This window comes from Desulfonatronum thiodismutans, assembly GCF_000717475.1.
Lineage (GTDB): Bacteria > Desulfobacterota > Desulfovibrionia > Desulfovibrionales > Desulfonatronaceae > Desulfonatronum > Desulfonatronum thiodismutans.
In genome coordinates, this window is record NZ_JPIK01000013.1 from 332,734 (window position 1) to 351,139 (window position 18,406).

General features: G+C 57.9%; 17 protein-coding genes. 13 read left to right on the forward strand and 4 right to left on the reverse strand.

Translation table 11 applies throughout. The features are described 5' to 3' along the window. Positions 1–55 precede the first annotated feature (55 nt). From GY33_RS0111575 to GY33_RS0111605, 7 genes are all read left to right on the forward strand, one after another. Positions 56–1,297 (forward strand): ABC transporter substrate-binding protein, encoded by a 1,242-nt coding sequence (locus GY33_RS0111575; protein WP_235185509.1) that lies wholly within the window; start codon positions 56–58, stop codon positions 1,295–1,297. Positions 1,298–1,302: 5 nt separating this feature from the next. Beyond that, a complete protein-coding gene (locus tag GY33_RS0111580) occupies positions 1,303–3,330 on the forward strand; it encodes an ATP-binding protein (RefSeq protein ID WP_326923846.1) in 2,028 nt (675 codons plus the stop codon). Between the two features lie 15 nt (positions 3,331–3,345). Then, positions 3,346–4,074, forward strand: coding sequence for a response regulator (locus GY33_RS0111585; protein ID WP_031387490.1), 729 nt, complete (start codon positions 3,346–3,348; stop codon positions 4,072–4,074). A gap of 36 nt (positions 4,075–4,110) precedes the next feature. Further along, positions 4,111–4,674: a peroxiredoxin family protein gene (locus GY33_RS0111590; RefSeq protein WP_051822547.1), complete on the forward strand. Its 564-nt coding sequence runs from the start codon at positions 4,111–4,113 to the stop codon at positions 4,672–4,674. Between the two features lie 71 nt (positions 4,675–4,745). Then, positions 4,746–6,530, forward strand: a complete 1,785-nt coding sequence (locus GY33_RS19880; RefSeq protein ID WP_084185120.1) for a rhodanese-like domain-containing protein — start codon at positions 4,746–4,748, stop codon at positions 6,528–6,530. Then, positions 6,527–7,006, forward strand: a complete 480-nt coding sequence (locus GY33_RS0111600; RefSeq protein WP_031387493.1) for a MauE/DoxX family redox-associated membrane protein — start codon at positions 6,527–6,529, stop codon at positions 7,004–7,006. Before GY33_RS19880 ends, GY33_RS0111600 begins: the two co-directional genes overlap by 4 nt. A 46-nt stretch (positions 7,007–7,052) precedes the next feature. Next, positions 7,053–7,370 (forward strand): hypothetical protein, encoded by a 318-nt coding sequence (locus tag GY33_RS0111605; RefSeq protein ID WP_051822549.1) that lies wholly within the window; start codon positions 7,053–7,055, stop codon positions 7,368–7,370. Between the two features lie 58 nt (positions 7,371–7,428). Here the strand turns inward: GY33_RS0111605 and GY33_RS0111610 are convergent, their stop codons facing one another. From GY33_RS0111610 to GY33_RS0111630, 4 genes are all read right to left on the reverse strand, one after another. Further along, positions 7,429–8,154 (reverse strand): 4Fe-4S dicluster domain-containing protein, encoded by a 726-nt coding sequence (locus tag GY33_RS0111610; RefSeq protein ID WP_031387495.1) that lies wholly within the window; start codon positions 8,152–8,154, stop codon positions 7,429–7,431. 13 nt (positions 8,155–8,167) lie between these two features. Continuing rightward, complete coding sequence (fdnG, locus tag GY33_RS0111615; protein WP_084185121.1) at positions 8,168–11,206, reverse strand: formate dehydrogenase-N subunit alpha; 3,039 nt, start codon at positions 11,204–11,206, stop codon at positions 8,168–8,170. Positions 11,207–11,242: 36 nt separating this feature from the next. Continuing rightward, positions 11,243–11,467, reverse strand: a complete 225-nt coding sequence (locus tag GY33_RS0111625; RefSeq protein ID WP_152555176.1) for a hypothetical protein — start codon at positions 11,465–11,467, stop codon at positions 11,243–11,245. Between the two features lie 85 nt (positions 11,468–11,552). Next, positions 11,553–12,410, reverse strand: coding sequence for a transposase (locus tag GY33_RS0111630; protein ID WP_031387499.1), 858 nt, complete (start codon positions 12,408–12,410; stop codon positions 11,553–11,555). A 392-nt stretch (positions 12,411–12,802) separates the two neighbouring features. Here GY33_RS0111630 and GY33_RS0111635 point away from each other — a divergent pair, with 392 nt between their 5' ends. The 6 genes from GY33_RS0111635 (at position 12,803) to GY33_RS0111660 (ending at position 18,318) form a co-directional block, all read left to right on the forward strand. Next, on the forward strand, positions 12,803–13,267 hold the full coding sequence (locus GY33_RS0111635; protein WP_031387500.1) for a universal stress protein: 465 nt from the start codon (positions 12,803–12,805) through the stop codon (positions 13,265–13,267). Between the two features lie 209 nt (positions 13,268–13,476). Beyond that, positions 13,477–14,535, forward strand: a complete 1,059-nt coding sequence (gene pilM, locus GY33_RS0111640; RefSeq protein WP_031387501.1) for a type IV pilus assembly protein PilM — start codon at positions 13,477–13,479, stop codon at positions 14,533–14,535. Further along, positions 14,532–15,116, forward strand: coding sequence for a PilN domain-containing protein (locus tag GY33_RS0111645; RefSeq protein ID WP_031387502.1), 585 nt, complete (start codon positions 14,532–14,534; stop codon positions 15,114–15,116). Before pilM ends, GY33_RS0111645 begins: the two co-directional genes overlap by 4 nt. Further along, on the forward strand, positions 15,109–15,750 hold the full coding sequence (locus GY33_RS0111650; RefSeq protein ID WP_031387503.1) for a type IV pilus inner membrane component PilO: 642 nt from the start codon (positions 15,109–15,111) through the stop codon (positions 15,748–15,750). Before GY33_RS0111645 ends, GY33_RS0111650 begins: the two co-directional genes overlap by 8 nt. 26 nt (positions 15,751–15,776) lie before the next feature. Next, entirely contained in the window at positions 15,777–16,412 is a 636-nt protein-coding gene (locus GY33_RS0111655; protein ID WP_084185122.1) for a pilus assembly protein PilP, read from the forward strand. 52 nt (positions 16,413–16,464) lie between these two features. Next, positions 16,465–18,318: a type IV pilus secretin PilQ gene (locus tag GY33_RS0111660; protein WP_031387505.1), complete on the forward strand. Its 1,854-nt coding sequence runs from the start codon at positions 16,465–16,467 to the stop codon at positions 18,316–18,318. The last annotated feature ends 88 nt before the right edge of the window (positions 18,319–18,406 follow it).

An 18,406-nucleotide genomic window follows, 5' to 3' on the forward strand; every position in this document is an offset into this window, starting at 1 on the left:
ATTTTGCCAATTATATCGAGAGCAAATTGCGAACATCTTCAAGGAGATCAGGTTCGTGAGAATTCACCGGATTTTTTTCATGGTTGCCGTGGTCGGCCTTCTCCTCTCCTGCACCCAGAGCGTCCATGACGACCCGACGCTGAACGAGGTTCCGGGGGTGAGCGAGACGGAAATCCTGATCGGTTCGTCGTTGGCGCTTAGCGGACATGCGGGTTTTTTGGGAACGCAGACCCTGAACGGGGCCTTGTCCTACATCAACCATGTCAACGAGCAGGGCGGGGTGCATGGGCGCAGGATTCGGGTGATCGCCTATGATGACGGATATGATCCGCCCCGGTGCCTGGCGAACACGCAGAAGCTGATCGTTGACGACCAAGTTTTCGCGCTCTTCAGTTACGTCGGCACTCCGACCACTGTCAAGATTCTCCCGTTGATCGAGCAGGCCCAGGTACCCCTTCTGGGAATCTTTAGTGGAGCGAACGCGTTTCGGGAGCCGTTCAACCGGAATATCGTGAATATTCGGGCCTCGTACTACCAGGAAACAAATGAAGTTGTTCGCCATTTCGTCGAGGATCTCGGCCTGACGAAAATCGCCGTATTTTATCAATACGACGCGTATGGTTTTGATGGCTTGAAGGGAACCGAGCTGGCGTTGAGGACGTATGATCTGGCGCCGGTGGCCAGGAGCAGTTACACCCGCGGCACCCAGGACATTGAGGAAGGCTTGGAAGCCATCATTGAATCCAAGGCCGAGGCCGTGATCATGGTCGGGACCTACGACGCCTGCGCGAAGTTCATCAAGCAGGCCCGTTCTCGCGGGTTTTCTCCACTGTTTCACAACGTTTCGTTCGTGGGATCAGAGGAATTGGCCCGCATTCTGGGCAAGGACGGGGACGGGGTAATCATCTCCCAGGTGGTTCCTCCTCCGGACTCGCTGGAATCTCAGGCCTTGCTGTGGGGAGTGGTGGAGTATCTGGAACGGCATAAACGGGCCTTTCCGGAGGATCTGCCCAACCTTGTGGCCCTGGAAGGCTACATCAACGCCAAAGTTTTGGTGGAGGGGCTGCGCCGGGCCGGACGCAACCTGAGCAGGACGCGTTTTATCGACGCCATTCAGTCCATTCAGAATTACTCCCTGGGCATCGCCAACACCTTGTCTTTCGGACCGACGAATCATCAGGGGCTGGAGCGGGTTTACTTCACGATCATCCAAAACGGACGTCTGGTGATCCTGACCGACTGGAACCGTCTCACGGCGGAAGCCAAGCATGACCCGCCGGCTGCTTGTCCGGAGTAGGAATCGTGCAAAATACCAGAGGGCTTGGCGCGACTTCAAGGAGCATGATGAGTTCCCTGCGAGAAGCCAGCCTTAAGAACAAGATTTTTTTCTCCACTCTGGCCATGGTGTTGGTTATCAGCGCGACCATCGCCCTGTTGGCGAGATGGATTCTGATCTCCAGCTTGGTCAATGAGCTGACCGGGCGCGGCATTGCCATCGCCCAAAGCATCGCCGACCAGGGTCGCGGCTACGTGTTGACCCGGGACCACCCGAACCTGGTCAGCCTGCTCTTCGACAACGCACAGCTCGGCGAGCGGCGGATGCTCGTGGAGTACATCTTTATTCTGGACGATGAACGCAACGTCCTGTCGCATACCTTCATCCGTCCGTTTCCGGAACCATTAAGTTCCGCCAACCCTATTCCAGCGGACAAGCAGTACAGCGTGGCCCGGTTGATCATCGACGACGCCTCGGTCTACGACATCGCCGTACCGATCTGGGAAGGCATCTACCCCATCGGCACCGTTCACGTCGGGTTGAAGCAAAAACACATCGATCAACTCATCGGCAAGCTGCGCATCACGTTTCTCGGATTTATCAGCGCCATTATCATCATTATTTTCCTGGTCAGCCACAAACTCTCCAAGTACGTGACCAGGTCGTTGACGCAGTTGACCAAACTGGCCGACGACATCACCCGCGGCAACCTGGACCTGAAGCCCATGGCTTTGGAGGAGTCGGACAAGGAAGAGCATTGTCCGGCTTACTACAACATGGATCTGCCCTGTTGGTACGTGGATAAAACCTTGGGCCGGTTCAGTCCGGATTATACCCCTGAGAAGCCTGCCTACTGCACGGACTGCGTGGTCAAAAAGAAAAAGTCCGGCGACGAGGTGGAGCAACTGGCGGACTCCTTCAAGCACATGGTCCGCAGTATCAAGCTCTATCGCAATCGGGTGCGCGAGTCCGAGGAAAAATACCGCTCCCTCTTCCGAAGCGGCCCCGCCCCGATTTTCGTGCTCAGCACCCGCACGTTCCGGATTCTGGACGCCAATCCCAGCGCTTTGGCCACCTATGACTACTCCAAGGAGGAGATGCTGAAGACGTCGTTTTTGGAGCTGGCGCCTGAGTTCAAGAACCGCTTCACCGCTTTTTTCCGTGACAATCCGGAGTCCGAGAGCTTTATTTATCCCAAGGCCATGCATTTCAAGAAAGGGGAATCTCCCTTTTACGTGAACGTGGTGGCCTGTAAAACGCGCTACCTGGAACGCGACGCCATTATCGTTTCCACTTCGGACATCACGGAAATGCTGGAAAAGGACGCCCAGTTGATCCAGGCCAGCAAAATGACCAGTCTGGGCCAGCTCTCCGCGGGGATCGCCCATGAGTTGAATCAACCGTTGAACATGATCAAGATGGGCAGCGAATTCCTGGACATGGCGGTAAACGAGCAGATGCCGCTTTCTAATGAAAGTTTGCGGGAGATCAGCAACGAAATGAGCACCCAGGTGGATCGGGCAACGGAGATCATCAATCATTTGCGTGAATTCGGACGCAAGTCGGATTTTTCCAAGGAGCCCATCGACATCAACAAGCCGGTGCGTGGGGTAATGTCCATCATGGCCCATCAGTTGAGCCTGCAAAACATCGTTGTTACCCTCGACCTGGATGAAAGCATTCCTCCGGTGTCGGCTCATGTGAATCGTTTGGAGCAGGTTTTGTTCAATCTGGTCACCAACGCCAGGGATGCGATTCAAGACCGCTACAAGACCCTGGAAGAGGAAGGGCACCGGGAGATTGTGATTCGCTCCTTCCTGGACCATGATCGGGTTTGTCTCAGCGTGGCGGATACCGGGTGCGGGATGAGTCCTTCCGTGGCGGAGAAAATTTTCGACCCGTTTTACACAACCAAGCAGACAGGGATGGGCATGGGACTTGGTTTGTCCATTTCCTACGGCATCATCAAGGACTATGATGGGACCATCGATATCAAGAGTGAAGAGGGCGAAGGGACGATTTTCGTCCTTTCATTCCCCATTGCTCAGGAATAATTGGAGGCTGGACTGATGCGCAAGATACTCGTTATCGACGATGAGAAACCGACCTTGTCCATGTTTCGCCTTTTTTTGAACGCCTATGGCTTTACGGTGTTCACCGCGGAAAATGGGGAAGACGGGTTGGTCGTTTTTCAGAAAGAGCAACCGGCCATCGTGATCACGGACATCAAGATGCCTGGGATGGACGGCCTGGAGGTTCTCAAACGCATCAAGGAACTCAATCCTCTGGCCGAGGTGATCATCATCACCGGGCACGGAGACCTGGATCTGGCCATTCGTGCGTTGAACATGAACGCCACGGATTTCATCAACAAGCCGATTCAGAAAGCCGCCCTGGACCAAGCCTTGCGGCGCGCCGAGGAGCGGCTGACCATGGCCGAAAACGAGGAAAAGGAAATTTCCTGGGTCCAGGAGGACGACATGGCCTGCATCGACATCCGCGGCAACGTCAACGCCGCTTCCGAACCGGTGCTGTTGGAGGCTTACGGGCAGATCTCGACGTGGAGCGTCCCCAAAATTCTCTTTCGTTTTAACGAGAACGCCTCAATCAACGGCGCCGGCATCGCCGTGCTGATCCAGCTCCTTACGGAAAGCAAGCAGCGCGGCCAAGCTGTGATCCTCACCGGACTGGCCGAGAATTTTCGCAAAGTGTTCGAAATGGTCGGGGTGACCAAACTGGCTCGGATCGTTCAGGACGAAACCGAGGCGCGCTCCGTGTTGAGCGGTATGTCGGCTTGAAATCGCCTTTCATCATAAGCATCGGAGAATACGGATATGCGAGGACTTGCGGGAAGTTTTTTTGTTCTGGTCTGGTTGTCGCTGGCTTTGGTCGTCGGCCAGGCCTCCGCCATGGGGCCTCTGGGGGTTGGAGAGCGACACCCGGAAATTTTGGCCTTTGCGTTTCCCACTCCGGAGGTTCCGGCTCATCGAGCTTATCTGAGCCTCGGAGAAGGTAAGGGCAGCGTGGCTTTGGCGGACATGGACAAGGACTTCTTTCTGATCGAGATCGTCGGCGTTTACTGTCCCGTCTGCCATAATCAGGCTCCGGACATGCTGCGCCTGTATCAACGTATCCAGCGTGACGCGGACCTTGCGGGCAAGGTGGCCATGGTCGCCGTGGCCGCGGGGGCCACCCCGATGGAAATCGAGCATCTCCACCGGACATGGCGTTTTCCCTTCCCTATTCTTCAGGATGGGGATTACGCCCTGCACAAAATGATCGGTGAACCGGACACTCCGTATACCTTGCTCGTGGATCGGGACGGCTCCATTCTTTTCGCTCACTTGGGCCGCACGGATATCGACAATCTCTTCAACAGGCTCAAACAGTTGCCCTGATCTCATTTTCCTGCTTGCAGCCCATCGGCCTCCCCAGCGCTTGATGCCGGGGATACGGTCGAGGATACCACATGGATCAGCGTCGGGCTCCGAATCTCTCAGTTGGACCGCCTTTACAGGCCTCTATAGAGGCCTCAGCCGAGGTCTCCCGTGACTCTTTTGGAGAGTCTTTCGGAAACCGTCGCGCCTTTCAATTGGACGCCCTGTTCGAGACGGTCAGTGAACTGAGTCGATTGACCGACCCGGTGGAGGTCATGGAGGCCTTCGTCCTGATGAGCATGGGGGCCCTGGGAACAGCCCAGGGATTGCTCGTTGCCCAGGATCGCCGTTCAGGCCGGCAGCATCTCGTCTTGCGCGGCCTACCCGAGTCCGACAAGGAGCGGCTGCCCGAGGCGGTTCAGTCCGTGTCCGCCAAAGTCCGAGACGAGGGCGGGATGCTTTCCCGGCAGGTGCTGGTCGTGGTGATCAACGAGTCTCCCGAAAAGCCCGGCCTGCCCGAGCCGTTGCGCGTCGTGGTGGAGTGGTATCTGGACGAGCATCGTTTCGGGGTCCTGGGCTATGGTTCCAAGGTCAACGGCTCGGCGTACGACCACCAGGATGAAGATTTCGTGCTGCAACTGGTCACGGCATTCATGGACGCCCTGGCCTCCGCAAGCGTGAATGAGACCATTCGCGGCCTGAATGAGAAATTGCAAGCGAGAAACACCGAGCTTCAGCGCGCGCTGCTGGATTCCCAGGATATTCAAGCCCGGCTGGACCGCCGTTACTTTCACTTCAAGTCCATCTGCGACACCACTCGGGAACTCAGCGGGAACCTGCACGCCAAGACCCTTCTTTCCTCGTTTCTTCTGTCGGTCATGGGCACGTTCAGCGCCCAACGTGGGTTTATCGTGCTGTGGGATCGACGGGAGGACCGTCTCGAGATCGCGACTCGTGGGTTCAGCGACGGTGCCGCTCCCTCCTTCGACGCTCAGCGCTTGGACGCCGTCTTCCGTTCCCTGCTGCATCCCCCTTTTGTTCCGGCTCAGGGAGAAAAGCACTATCAGGTCCTGACCTACGACGAACTTCAGTCCCTGGAATTGGCCGAAACGCCCCAAGTCGGCGCCGCCTTTCTGGTGGACGAAAATTGGTATGGGCTCGCGGGAATCGGTAACTGTCTTGCCCGATCCGAGGACGACCAGGCGGAGCGGGAACTTTTGCCCGCCCTGCTCCAGGGTTTTCTGGTCAGCCTGGACAATGCTCTGGCTTTTGAAACCATCGAAAATTTGAACAGCGACCTGCTGCGCAAAAACGCTGAGCTACAGCAAACCCTCGACGAACTGCGACAAAGCCGCCAGACCATCAGCCTGCTGGAGGCAGCCGCCAATCGCTTCAGTTCCCTGCTGCGCACCGAAACTTTGCGCATCAAACAGGTGAACCTTTTCGACTGCCTGGCCTTGGCCTTGGTCAGTCTGGTTCTGGCGTTGGTCTTCAACGCCTCCAGCCCCGGCGGGATTTCGTTGTTGCCGGAAACCTGGGCTCAGCCTCGGCCCGATTATATCGACGTGGCCTGGGCCCGGCTCAAGCATGAGTCGCAGGGCGCGTTGTTTTTAGACGCCCGGCCAACGGAGTTTTTCAACCAGTCGCATATCGCCGGCGCGGAAAATCTGCCCTTGAACCTGTTCGACTTCGTCTATTCCATGCGTTTCGCCATGTTGGACCCGGAAAAGGACGTCATCGTCTACGGCCGCAACATCAGCAGAAGATATGACGAGCAGGTGGCGGCCAAGCTCAAGGAGCGCGGCATGGTCAATGTCCGGGTCATGGAGGGAGGTCTGCGGCAATGGCAACGCAACGGGCTTCCGGTGGAGCCATGACGAAAAATCCGCTGGTCAGACTGCTGACCCATGAGTACGTGGCCCTGGCGCTGCGATTGTACATTGGCGGGCTGTTTATCTACGCGAGCATGTACAAGATCAGCTATACCGCTGAATTTGCCGAGACCATCGCCAGCTACCAGTTAGTTCCCTACTGGGCGGTGAATGTCCTGTCCGTGTTCATGCCTTGGTTCGAGTTGGTTTGCGGCGTTTTGTTGATTATCGGCTTCCGGGCCAAGTCCGCGGTGGTGCTCATCGGCGGGATGCTGGTGATGTTCACCATTGCCGTGGTGATCAACCTGTTTCGCGACTCGCCTATCCCCTGTGGCTGCTTCAGCAGCGTTGAAGACCCGATATCCTGGTGGACGGTTGTTCGCGACTTGATCTGGGTGGGCATGACGGTCCACATCTATTACTTCGACAAGATTTTGCACCTGGAGAACCATTTCACCTCCAGGATCGAGAAAATTGCCTGATTCTATTCCTCTGTCTTCTGATCCCTGACTCATGGCGAGGTTTCTGATGCGCAGGTTTTTATTGCTCGGCCTATTGGGCTGGGCCTTTGTGTTGGCCACTGCCTGCTCCGATCCTTCCCACTTGGTGGGCAAGTACCAAAGTCCACCTGAGGAGGAGCATTTTGTGTTGCTGGACTTGCAACCCAATGGTCAGGGGACCTGGGAGACGGATTTCGACGTGGTTTCGTTTCGCTGGAAGCAGCGAGGGCAGGAGATCTGGCTGCATACCCGGACTGGAGGCGTGATCACCGGGGATATCGTGGAGACGACCCGACTGAAGGTGGATCTTCCCGGAGTCGGGGTGATCGTGCTGGAAAGGCAATAAAAAACGACCGGGGCCCACAGGGCCCCGGTCAAGACGAAGGAGGGTGAGAGAAAAGAGACTATCCGAAAATCCGCTTGGCTGGCGAGGTCACCTTGGCCAGGGCGGCTTTACGGCTGTACTTGGGAATATCCGCGGAAGCCACGGCATACCGGAAGTATTCCCGGGGATTGTCCTCGGTCAGGAAGATCACCCGGACATCATTGGGATCGGTCAGCGCGGCGTTGGGCTTATACTTCTTGACTTCCTCCAACCGTTTTTTTGCGATTTCCAGGATTTCATCCGAGTCCCCGAACTGCATGGTTCCCGTGGGACAGCTCAGCACACAGGCCGGGAGCAAGCCGTTCTGAACCCGGTCAATACACATGTCGCACTTGGTTTGAATCTTGGTTTCCTCGTTCCAGCGAGGGATGTCGTAGGGACACGATTCCCTGATCTGCTGTCCATCCAGGTTCTTGGTCCGTTCCGTGAACAGGATTGCCCCAGTCTCCTCGTCATGGAGAATGGCTTGGTCGTCGTCATAGTCGCCGACCATTTTGCAGGGCGGGTAGACGCAGTGCCGACACTGGTCAGGAAAGAAATACCACTGCTTGAACTTCTCGCCTTCCATGGCCTCGGTCATCCGCACCAGCTTATAGGTGATGGCTGAGAGGTCCTTGGGATTCTGGAAGGAACCCCAGTTTCGGGTTTCCTCCGCGGGCAGTTTCTTCCATTGCTTGCAAGCCACCTGGCAGCCTCGGCAGGCCGTGCACTTTGTCAGATCGATAAAAAAGCTTTTACCTTGCATATCGCACTCCTCCTTAGGCCTTGCGGATGTTGACCATGAACGTCTTGGTCTCGGGAATGAAGGTGTTCGGGTCGCCTACGGAAGGTGTCAGCAGGTTGGCCGAATCGCCTCCATTCTTGGGATGGACCCATCCGTAGTGCCATGTGGTGCCGACCATGTGGATGGTCTGGCCCATGGACTTGATCGGTTGCAGGCGAGGCGTGACAATGGCCACGGCTTCGATTTTGCCGCGCATGTTTTCCACGATGACTTTGTCGCCGCTTTCAATGCCTCGCAACTTACCCAACTCGGGATCAATTTCCACGAAGTTCTGCGGCATGCACTCCGTCAGCCAAGGCGTCCAGCGGGTCATTACCCCGGACTGCCAGTGCTCGGTGACCCGGTAGGTGGTGCCCACGAAGGGGTACCGGGGATCGCACACGGCGCGTTTGATGGCCTCGCCCACGAACTCCAGGGCCGTGGGGTTGTGCAGTTGGCTGGAGAAGGGATGTTCCTCAAAGGGGCATTCCATGGCCTCGAAGTGCTCTGGGAACGGGCCGTCGGCCATGCCCGGACCGAACAGACGACCGTAGCCTTCGGCGGTCATGATGAAGGGGTGCCGCTCGCTGGGAGCCCATCCGCCGTCCGGTACGTCGCCGACCCACTTGGAGCCGTCCCAGGCGACGACCGCCTTGTTCGGTGCGTACGGCTTGCCCTGCGGATCGCAGGAGGCCCGGTTGTACACGATGCGGCGGTTCAACGGCCAAGCCCAGGACCAAGCCGGGAAGATGCCGATGTTGGCCTGCATTTCAGTCTGGGTCTTGTCGCGGCGGGCCATCATGTTCCCGGCCTCGGTGTAGCAGCCGCTGTAGACCCAGTTGCCGCAGGCCGTGGAGCCGTCGGCCTGGAGTGCGGTGAAGTTGGGCACCTGGGTTCCGGCCTTGTGTGTGGTGTCGCCGATCTTCACGTCTTTGACGAAGTAGCCGTTGAGCAGCTTGGCCACCCGGTGCGGGTCAAAGTCATGGGGGAACTTCTTGTCCGGATTGACGATGTCTTTGCTGTTGAAGTTCAGGATCGGATCCGGGAACGCGCCGCCTTCCTTTTCATACAGGGCGCGGACCCTGCGCCACAGCTCCAGGGCCATGTCGCCGTCCGGGATGCAGTCGCCCATGGGCTTGGGACCGGCATAGCGCCACTGGACCCAGCGTCCGGAGTTGGAAATGGAGCCTTCCTTTTCGCACCAGACCGCCGGAGGCAGGACGAAGACTTCGGTCTTGACCTTGGCCGGGTCCATGTTCGGGCCACGCCAGAAGGATGCGGTTTCATTGTCGAACAGGTTGACTACCACCAACCAGTCCAGCTGGGCCAGGGCGTTTCTGGTCTTGTTGGAGTCCGCGCCGCAGGCAGCCGGGTTCTGGCCCCAGGCGAAATAGCCTTTGAACTTGCCCTGGAGCATGTGGTCGAAGAGCACCAGCCAGGAAGCGTTCTGTCCGGCGTCCAGCTTGGGCATGTAGGTGTAACTTTCGGCCGGATCCTTGCCCGGGTACATGGCCTTGAGCAGGCTGGCCACGTACTTGGGCCGGTTCTGCCACCAGTTGGCGCTCTTGGGGTCGTTGCTTACCGGCGTCGTGGCCTTCTGATAGTCATCAAAGGTGGCCATGGCCGCTCGGGGAGTGGGGTTGTAGCCGGGGATGATGTGGAACAGCAGGGCCTGGTCCGTGGACCCCTGGACGTTGGACTCGCCGCGCAGGGCGTTCACTCCGCCGCCGGCCACGCCCATGTTGCCCAGCAATAGCTGGATCATGGCCATGGTTCGGATGATCTGCGCACCGGTGGTGTGCTGGGTCCAGCCCATGGCGTACATGATGGTCCCGGACTTGTCCGGAGCGCCTGTGGCCGTATAGGTCTTGTACAGGGCCAGAAGCTGGTCCTTGGGCGTGCCCGAGGTTTTCTCGATCCGGTCCAGGTCGTACCGTTCGTAATGCTTTTTCATCAACTGGAAGACGCAGTTGGGATCCTTCAGGCTGGGATCCTTTTTGGGGATACCCTGTTCGTCCATCTGGAAGGACCAAGTGGTCTTGTCGTAGGAGGCCGTCTCGGGTTTGAAGCCGGTGAACAACCCGTCGTCAAAGCCGAAATCAGGGTTCACCAGGAAGCTGGCGTTGGTGTAATTAAGGACGTAGTCCTTGAAGTACAACTCGTTGTCCAGGATGTACTTGATCATGCCGCCCAGGATCGGGATGTCCGTTCCCGAACGCATGGTCACGTACAGGTCGGACTTGGAGGATGTCCTGTTGAAGCGAGGATCCACGTTGACCAGGGTCGCGCCCTTTTCCTTGGCCTTCATAACCCATTTAAAAGAGATCGGATGGTTTTCCGCCGGGTTGGCGCCCATCATCAAAATGCAATCACTGTTCATCAGGTCGATGTAGTGATTGGTCATCACACCGCGTCCGAACGACTCTCCCAGAGCCGCTACAGTGGCGCTGTGTCAGATCCGGGCTTGGTGCTCTATGTACACCAAGCCGAAGCAACGCATCAATGATGAAAGATACCAGCACTCTTCGTTATCCAGGGCGGCGGAGCCGGTGTGGGCGATGCCGTCGGTGCGGTTGACCACTTGGCCCTGGGCGTTCTTGGCGACGAAAGTGGCGTCCCGAGCGTCTTTGACCTTGCGGGCGATTTGATCCAGAGCCCAATCCCAGGTCTTTTCCTCGAATTTGTCGGAGTTGGGAGCACGGTAGAGAACCTTGGTCATCCTGTCGTCATTTTCGACGAGCTGCCACAGGGAAGCACCCTTGGCGCACAGGGAACCCTCGTTGATGGGATGGTCCGGGTCGCCCTCGATGTTCACGGCCCGGTCCTTGTTGGGACCGCTCTGGGCCGTGTGCACGATCAGCCCACAGCCCACGGAACAGTAGCAACAGATGGAGGTTGTTTCCTTGGCCTCCTTCAATTGGAGCAATTGCGCCTTAGCCACGGTGGGCTTGAGGTCGAACCCCAACCCCCCGAACGCCAGCGCAGAGCCGGCCACGGCTGAAAATTTAAGAAAATTCCTGCGGTTAATTTGCATACGGCCTCCTTAGCCTAAAGTCGGTTGATGAAAAAATCACTGACCGCGGATCTCACGAGCCTGCATAACCAACAGATCGTATCCAGAGGCACGGGGGATGTCCGTCTCGCGCTCGCTTCCCAAACGGCAACCAGCCAGAGTGCTTCGGAACGCCAAGAGCATGGCTTTCCGGAGTCGGTCCAGGACTTGGGCCGCGAACGGCCTGATCCGGAATCCGAGCCCGGCGAAGGGAAGACTCGCAAAAGAAGCGAGTTGGGACATGACGATCTCCATGAGACTTTTTCTAGATTCGATCCGTTAGCCACCTCATGGAAGAAATCGCAAAAGCGGTCAATAAAAAAGCTGATTACCCAAATTTTGGCACAAATCGGCAGAGTAGGTCGGCGGTCTCGGAGAAGATGCAGGCGTCGCGATGGTTGTAGCGAAACTCCAGTTCCTTGACGTACAGGGGAAATTTTTCCGGAGAAAGGCCGCGGTAGCGGCGGATCTTGTCCAGGAGATAGGTGAGGAAGTCGGGGGAAGATCCGGAGGAGGGCGTTTGCGAGGGGAGGGTGAATTCCATGAAACGGGGTGGAGGGGCGGTAGTACAGAATAGCAGGGTATGGTAGCGTTGATAGGGGGCGCTGTAGTAGGTTTTGCCCCAGTGGCCAAGTTCCAGGCCAAAGCTCTGGTGAAAATGGAATACCGTTTCAGGCCGCAGGCCGGGAACGAGGTCGACGAAGGCTACTCCGGAGTGCTCGATGACGCCGAAAACCGGCGTGGCCAGTTTGGAGGACGGAACCACGTTCAGGACCCGGCCGGAGGTTTTCAGCTCGATGCTACGCTCCGCCCCGAAAAAGTCCCTGGCGTCGATGGCGTTGGCGGCGATGGCGCAGCGGATGGTGGTCACGGCCTTGTAGACCGTGTTGTAGGCCAGATCCACCTCCTTGCTCATGGCCAGAACCGTCAGGTCCATTTCGAACAGCTTGATGGTCCGCAGCCAGTTCCGGCAGCTGAGGTCGCAATTGTTGATCCAGCGTCCGCTGAAATCGTGGTAGGTGTAGGAACACTGGGCGCATCGCCGCCGACCATCGGTCAGGGGGTAGTTTTTGCGTTGTCGGCAGCGCGGGCAGAACCGCTGGTGGTTTTTCCAGCAATATTTCAACAGATAGCGGCGGGCCGCTGATTCGCTTTTTATGTAGTGTTCATAGTCGATTAGGCGCATGAGATGGTGATATTCGAGGGTCCGGAGTCAAAGCAAGATGATATCTGAAGGCGATTGTGCTTCTACCGTTTTTTTTTTCTTTGGGCCATACCTCGTTTGTCCGAAAATCAACCTCAGACAGCAAGTTCGGATGCGGTTTTGGAAAACGGATTCAGAGCACATCCGGAGCGGCTGCAGCGAGTGCTTCGGGGAGGCGCTTGGTGGATGGTCAAGAAAACCAGTTGATTGGGGAGTTGTGTCGTTCCATCGGAAGCTAAGGGTGGCTCCCCATCCTTGCCATTTATTTAACACTTTGGCAGAACCATAAACACATGGCATTGAAGAAGCGGCGATTGTCGCCGATTTTCGTTTAAGGTTATTGCTCTTCACCCAATCCGCGGGAGGATATGACGATGGTGGACATGAAAAAGATTCTTTGCGCCATTGATTTTTCAGAAGTCAGCCCCATGGTGGCGGGGTATGCGCATTCCTTGGCCAAGGCCTTCGGTGCGGAGGTGATTCTGTTGTACTCGGCACCGTCGCTGAACCAGTACGTCAGCTTTCACGTCCCGCCCAACTCCATTGAAACGTTCGTCGGGGAAATCGTTTCCGGAGCGGAACAGAGCATGGAGGCCTTTATTTCGCAGTACCTGCCGGACGTCACCGTAACCGGGCGCGTGGTCAGCGGGTATGCAGCGGAAGAAATCGTGAAATGCGCGGACGAGGAAAGCGTGGACATGGTCATCATGGGTACCCACGGCCGCAAGGGGATTGACCGGATACTGTTCGGTTCCGTGGCGGAGAAGGTCGTCAAAACCGCCAACTGCCCCGTCTTGACCTTGCGGCCCTTCTGTCCCGTGGACTTCCCCGGAAAATGATCGTCTTGCTTCCCGGACCGATCATCGCCGACATAACTGAGTGTTGAAAAAGTCCTTATCTGGCAGTCCGTTCAAAAATCCCAAGTGCAAGGAGCAAAAAAAGTTCAAGGTCGAAGCGTATTTATTCATACGTGAGAGTTTGAACTTTTTGCAGCGACGCAGCAATTGGGAGTTTTTCAACGGACTGGTAAGCGAACGGAGATCCGCCCTTGGCCATTACCATTGAGCTGCGTAAAAAAAGTCCTCCTCCCGGAGTGGACCTGGGCAGCGGTTGGATCAAAGTCGTGGCCCTTGGGTTGCGGCGTCGCAAGCCGGTCCTCAGTCGAATCGGCCGCATTCCCCTGGCCGTCGGCGACATGGATAAAGGTGAAAAAGCAGCTGATCGGCTGGCCGAGCTGTGGCGACATCTGGGGATTCGCGAGAAAGACGTGATTTCGGCCATGACCGGACATGCCGTGATCGTCAAGAAGGTCAACGTTGCTTCCGAGGTCGCGGCGAACATGGAAAATTTTCTGGCCAAGGAAGCCAAGCAGTACATCCCGTTCGATCTGCAGGACGTGTATATCGACCACCAGAACCTCGGTCCCGGAATCAAGGAGGGGACCGTAGACGTGCTTTTGGTGGCCAGCAAGAAGCGGGAGGTGGAGGATCGGCTGAGCATCCTGACACGGGCCGGTCTGGAAGTCCGGGTGATGGACGTGGATGCCTTTGCCCTGAACAACTGTTTTGAGTTCAACTATCCGGAACTTATCGACCGTCCCCAGTACATTTTGGACATCGGCGGCCAATTGAGCGTGTTTTGCGTGGTCTGGAACAAGCAATTGGTCTTTCACCGTGAATTAAGCTTCGGCGGCCTTCAGTTGACCGACCGGCTGGCGAAATTATTGAACCGGTCCAGGGCGGAATGCGAAAAATTGAAGATCAACGGCCCGGGCGACTTGCCGCCCACGGAACAGGCCGTGGTCGTGGATGAACTGGAAGACGCGGTGGTCTCCTGGGCGGGCGAGGTGCGGCGCCTGATCGGATTTTATCTCGGTTCGGTGCCGGAGGCCAAACCCGCTGAAACCCTGTATTTGTCCGGAGGGGGCAGCTTGCTGGCCGGGCTGCCCGGTCGTCTGGGTCGGGAGCTGGAACTGGACGTGCGCCACCTCGATCCCTGGCGCAAGCTGGAGCCGGACCCGGCCCAGTTCGACGCGGCTTATCTTCGCGCCGTGGGGCCGCAATACGCCGTGGCCGCCGGGTTGGCCCTGCGGGAGGCGGTTCCATGATCCGCATCAACCTCCTCCCTCCGGAGAAACGTCCGCGGATTTCCACCCTGCGCCTGGACCTGGGCGCTTTGGCGCTGGCCTTCGTGCTCGTCGGGGGCGCGATTTTATTGACCCATTTATGGATCAGCTCCGAAGTTCGGGAACTGGAACGCGTTCATGAAGCCAGGGTGGCCGAGAACCGGGTCTTGACGGCAGAGGTGGCCCGGGTCCGGCAAATGGAGAACGAGCTGAAGTCCATCGAGTCGAAAATCCGGATCATCACGGATATCCGAAGCATCCAGACCCTGCCGGTGCGCTATGTGGACGCATTGATTTCCCTGCTGCCGGAAGAGCGGATCTGGTTCGAGACCTTTCACCTTGAAAAGAACGGGGTTTTGCAGCTGCGAGGGGTGGCCATGGACAACCAGTCCTTTGCCGCCTACGTGGAAATCCTCCGGACATCGGCCTTTGTCCGCGGCGTGGTGACGGAACGCACCCTGCGCCGAGAGGTGCAGGGCCTGTCCCTGGTGGAGTTTCATTTCCGGGTCACCTTCGGTCCTCCGCCGGCCGACTATTTCCTGGAGAGGGCCGACCATGGATAGTCGCGCTTTGGTCAAACGGCTGGAGAACCTGAGCAAGCTGCATAAGCTGGGGATTCTCATCGGTTTGGTCGTCGTCGCCTTGGGCTGCTACGCCTTTTTTTCGCTCATGCCCAATCTTGAGCGCAAGACCATTTTGCAAGAAGATATCCGGAACCTGGAAACGTCCATTGCCGCCAATCGCCGGTTAGCCGCCAGGCTGCCGGAGTTGGAGGAGGAAATGGAGGCCCGGGAGTACGAGTTGCTTTTGGCCAAGATGCTGCTGCCCGAGGACGCCCAGGAACGTGAACGACTTCTGGCCGCCATCGAGCGGTTGGGCATGGACGTGGGGGTCGAGTTCATGCTCTTTCAGCCCGGCGGCGAGGTTCAGCACGATTTTTACGCCTCCCGAGAGGTCCAGTTACGCATGCGCGGCGAGTTCCATAACCTGATCACTTTTTTTGACCGCATGGCCCGGCTGGATCGACTGGTCAGCCTGGATCGCCTTCGTTTGCAGCCCACAGCCGCGGCCGGAACCGGCCCGGTTATCCTGAACGCCGAAAGCACCATCCAGGTTTACCGGGCCCTGACCGAGCAGGAAATCAAGGCCGCGCAGGAACAGCAAAGCCAGCAGCAACCAGCCAGGCGGCGCAGATAGTCCGGCGCTTTTCGCCGAGAGATTCCATGACGCCCACGCAGCAGGATGTATCCCAGACAAGTCGGTCAGCCGGTGCACGGAGAAGATTTCCACGCAACCGGTTGGGCCTTCTGTGGTTTCCTGCTGGACTGTTTCCGGCCTTCTTTCTGGTGCTGATGCTTTTTTTTCTGCTCGTTTTGCCACACAACGGCTGGGCGGTCGAAGAGGAGGGCAACGGGGTGGAGGAGCTGTTCATGGGCACCTCCCTGGAGCTTCCGGACTGGTTGCGCACCCCGGACGGCTACGCCTTCCGCCCGGAAGGCAAGCCGGACCCGTTTCGCCCGTTCGTCCGCCCTGCCCCGCCGGAAGAGTCGTTTCGAGCCCAGGTTTCGGCCAGGGCGTTGACCCCGTTGGAGCGCGTCGAAGCGACCCAGTTGCGGGTGATCGGCATCGTCTGGGCCGTGGATCGTCCCGACCAGGCTCTGGCCATGGTCGAGATGCCCGACGGCAAGGGATTCGTGCTCCGGCCCGGAGTGGGCGTGGGACGGTACGGCGGCAAAGTCCGCCGGATCACCGCCAATGAGGTGATCATCGAGGAACATGGCCTGGACATCGCTGGTCGCGAGCAGGTCAGGGAAGTGATCCTCAAGCTGCATCCAAGCGAGGGAGATGATCATGGGTAGCGCCCGGAAAGCGATAAGGATTCGAACGAGAGGACGGCGGAAGAACCGACTGTTGCTCATCTTTTACGGCGCGATCATGTTCGTGCTGGTGACGGTTTTGGGGAGCGCTTCCATCGGTGCCGAGGCAATCGCTCCGGAGCCCGTACCCGAGGAAAGAGTGTCGTCCGATGCGAGAGTGACGCAACCGATCGAGGGTTTCGTTGGTGAATCACGGCCGGTTGATTCACGGCCCGGCATACGCCAAGCGACGTTTTTCCAAGTCGGCGACGTCGTGGGCATCCGCCTGGAAGCGACCGGCGAACTGACGTGGCGATCCGTTTCAGCTCGTCCGGGCCAAATTCGGATACTGTTTCCCGATGTCGTCATGCCGGCTGCCGTTGCCCGACTGCACCAGCTACACGCCTTCGGGCATCCGGTGAAAACAGGATTACTGCGGAATACGGTCGACGGCGGGGAGTTGATATTGACCGCCACCGGCCCGGTAGACATCGAGCCCGAGAAGGTGCCGGAAGGACTGGTCTTGCATTTTGTGGACGTCGAGGCCCATGCGGAAGATGCCAAGCCTTCCGCCGTGCCGACGGCTCGTCCGGAATCGCGAGAGCGTCCGCTTCAGGATGCGTTGGAAACGCGTTTCCCCGAGGAAGAGGCGCTGTTTCCGGGCATGCGCGAAGAGTACGTCGGGGCCCCGATCTCCATTGACTTGCAGAACGCCGAAGTGGAGCACGTGCTACGGCTCATCGGCGAGGTGGCCGGGTATAATCTGATCCTGGACGCCGGAGTCGGGGGACGGATTTCCATGAAGCTGGACAACGTCCCTTGGGATCAAGTTTTGGATCTCGTGCTTGTCCAGCGCAATCTGGGAATGGTGGTCAGAGGGAACATCCTGCGCATCAGCACGGCCCAGCAGTTGGAGAGCGAACGGGAACAACGTCGCCGCGCTCGGGAGTCGGCCATGCAGGCCCAGGAGACCATCGAACGTCTGGAACCGTTGCAGACGGCCTACATTCAGATCAATTACGCGACCGCGGCGGAGATGGACGCCAGGACGCGACCCTTTCTGAGCGACAGGGGCAGGCTCAGCTTCGACCCACGGACCAACACGCTTATCCTGACGGACTCTCCGTTGCGCATCCGGCAGATTCAGGGAATCATCGACAGACTGGACCAGCCCGAACGACAAGTAATGATCGAGGCCAGGGTCGTTTATGCGTCGGATGAGTTTCAACGCGCCATGGGGCTGCGCTGGGGAGGCGGCATTGAAGGCGTCACGACGGAGTACTACCGAGGCGTTTATGGCGCGGCCGGCGGAGGAATCCCGATCAACCAGGGCGGCGTCGGGCAGACTGGGTACCTGGTCAATACGCCGATTCCCATGTCCCCTTCATTTGGGATCGGAGGCTTTATTTCCAAACTCATGGGGCCGGATATGTTCACCCTGGACGTCCAGTTGCAGCTTGGAGAGCTGCAGGGCGAGTCCAGGACCGTCTCCAGCCCGCGTATCGTGACATTGAACAACTCACGGGCGGTGATCAAGCAAGGCACCCGTGTGCGGGTGAACGTGCTCGACGACGCTGGCAATCCCCAGCCTGATTTTGAAGACGCGGTTCTCGAATTGTCCGTCACGCCGCAAATCACCCCAGACGATCAGCTCATTTTGGATCTTGTCGTCAAGGACGACGTGCCGATGGGGGAGAACATCGACACCAAGTCCGCTGAGGCGAAGTTAATCGTCAACAACGGGGAAACAATCGTTTTGGGCGGCGTGTTCAAGGCCGCGGAAGGTCAGCGAGAGAATCGCGTACCTGGGTTGGCCAGCATTCCTGGCCTGGGGGCTCTTTTCAAGAGCAGAATCACAGAAGAAAGAAAAGAAGAGCTACTTATATTTATCCGGCCCAGTATCCTGTAAGGCTGTTGGAAACCGTTAGGCCGCTGAAAAGCGGCTGGACCTCGTATATTGGAAAGCGCGCCTGACAAGTTCCGGTTCGCCTGTAGCC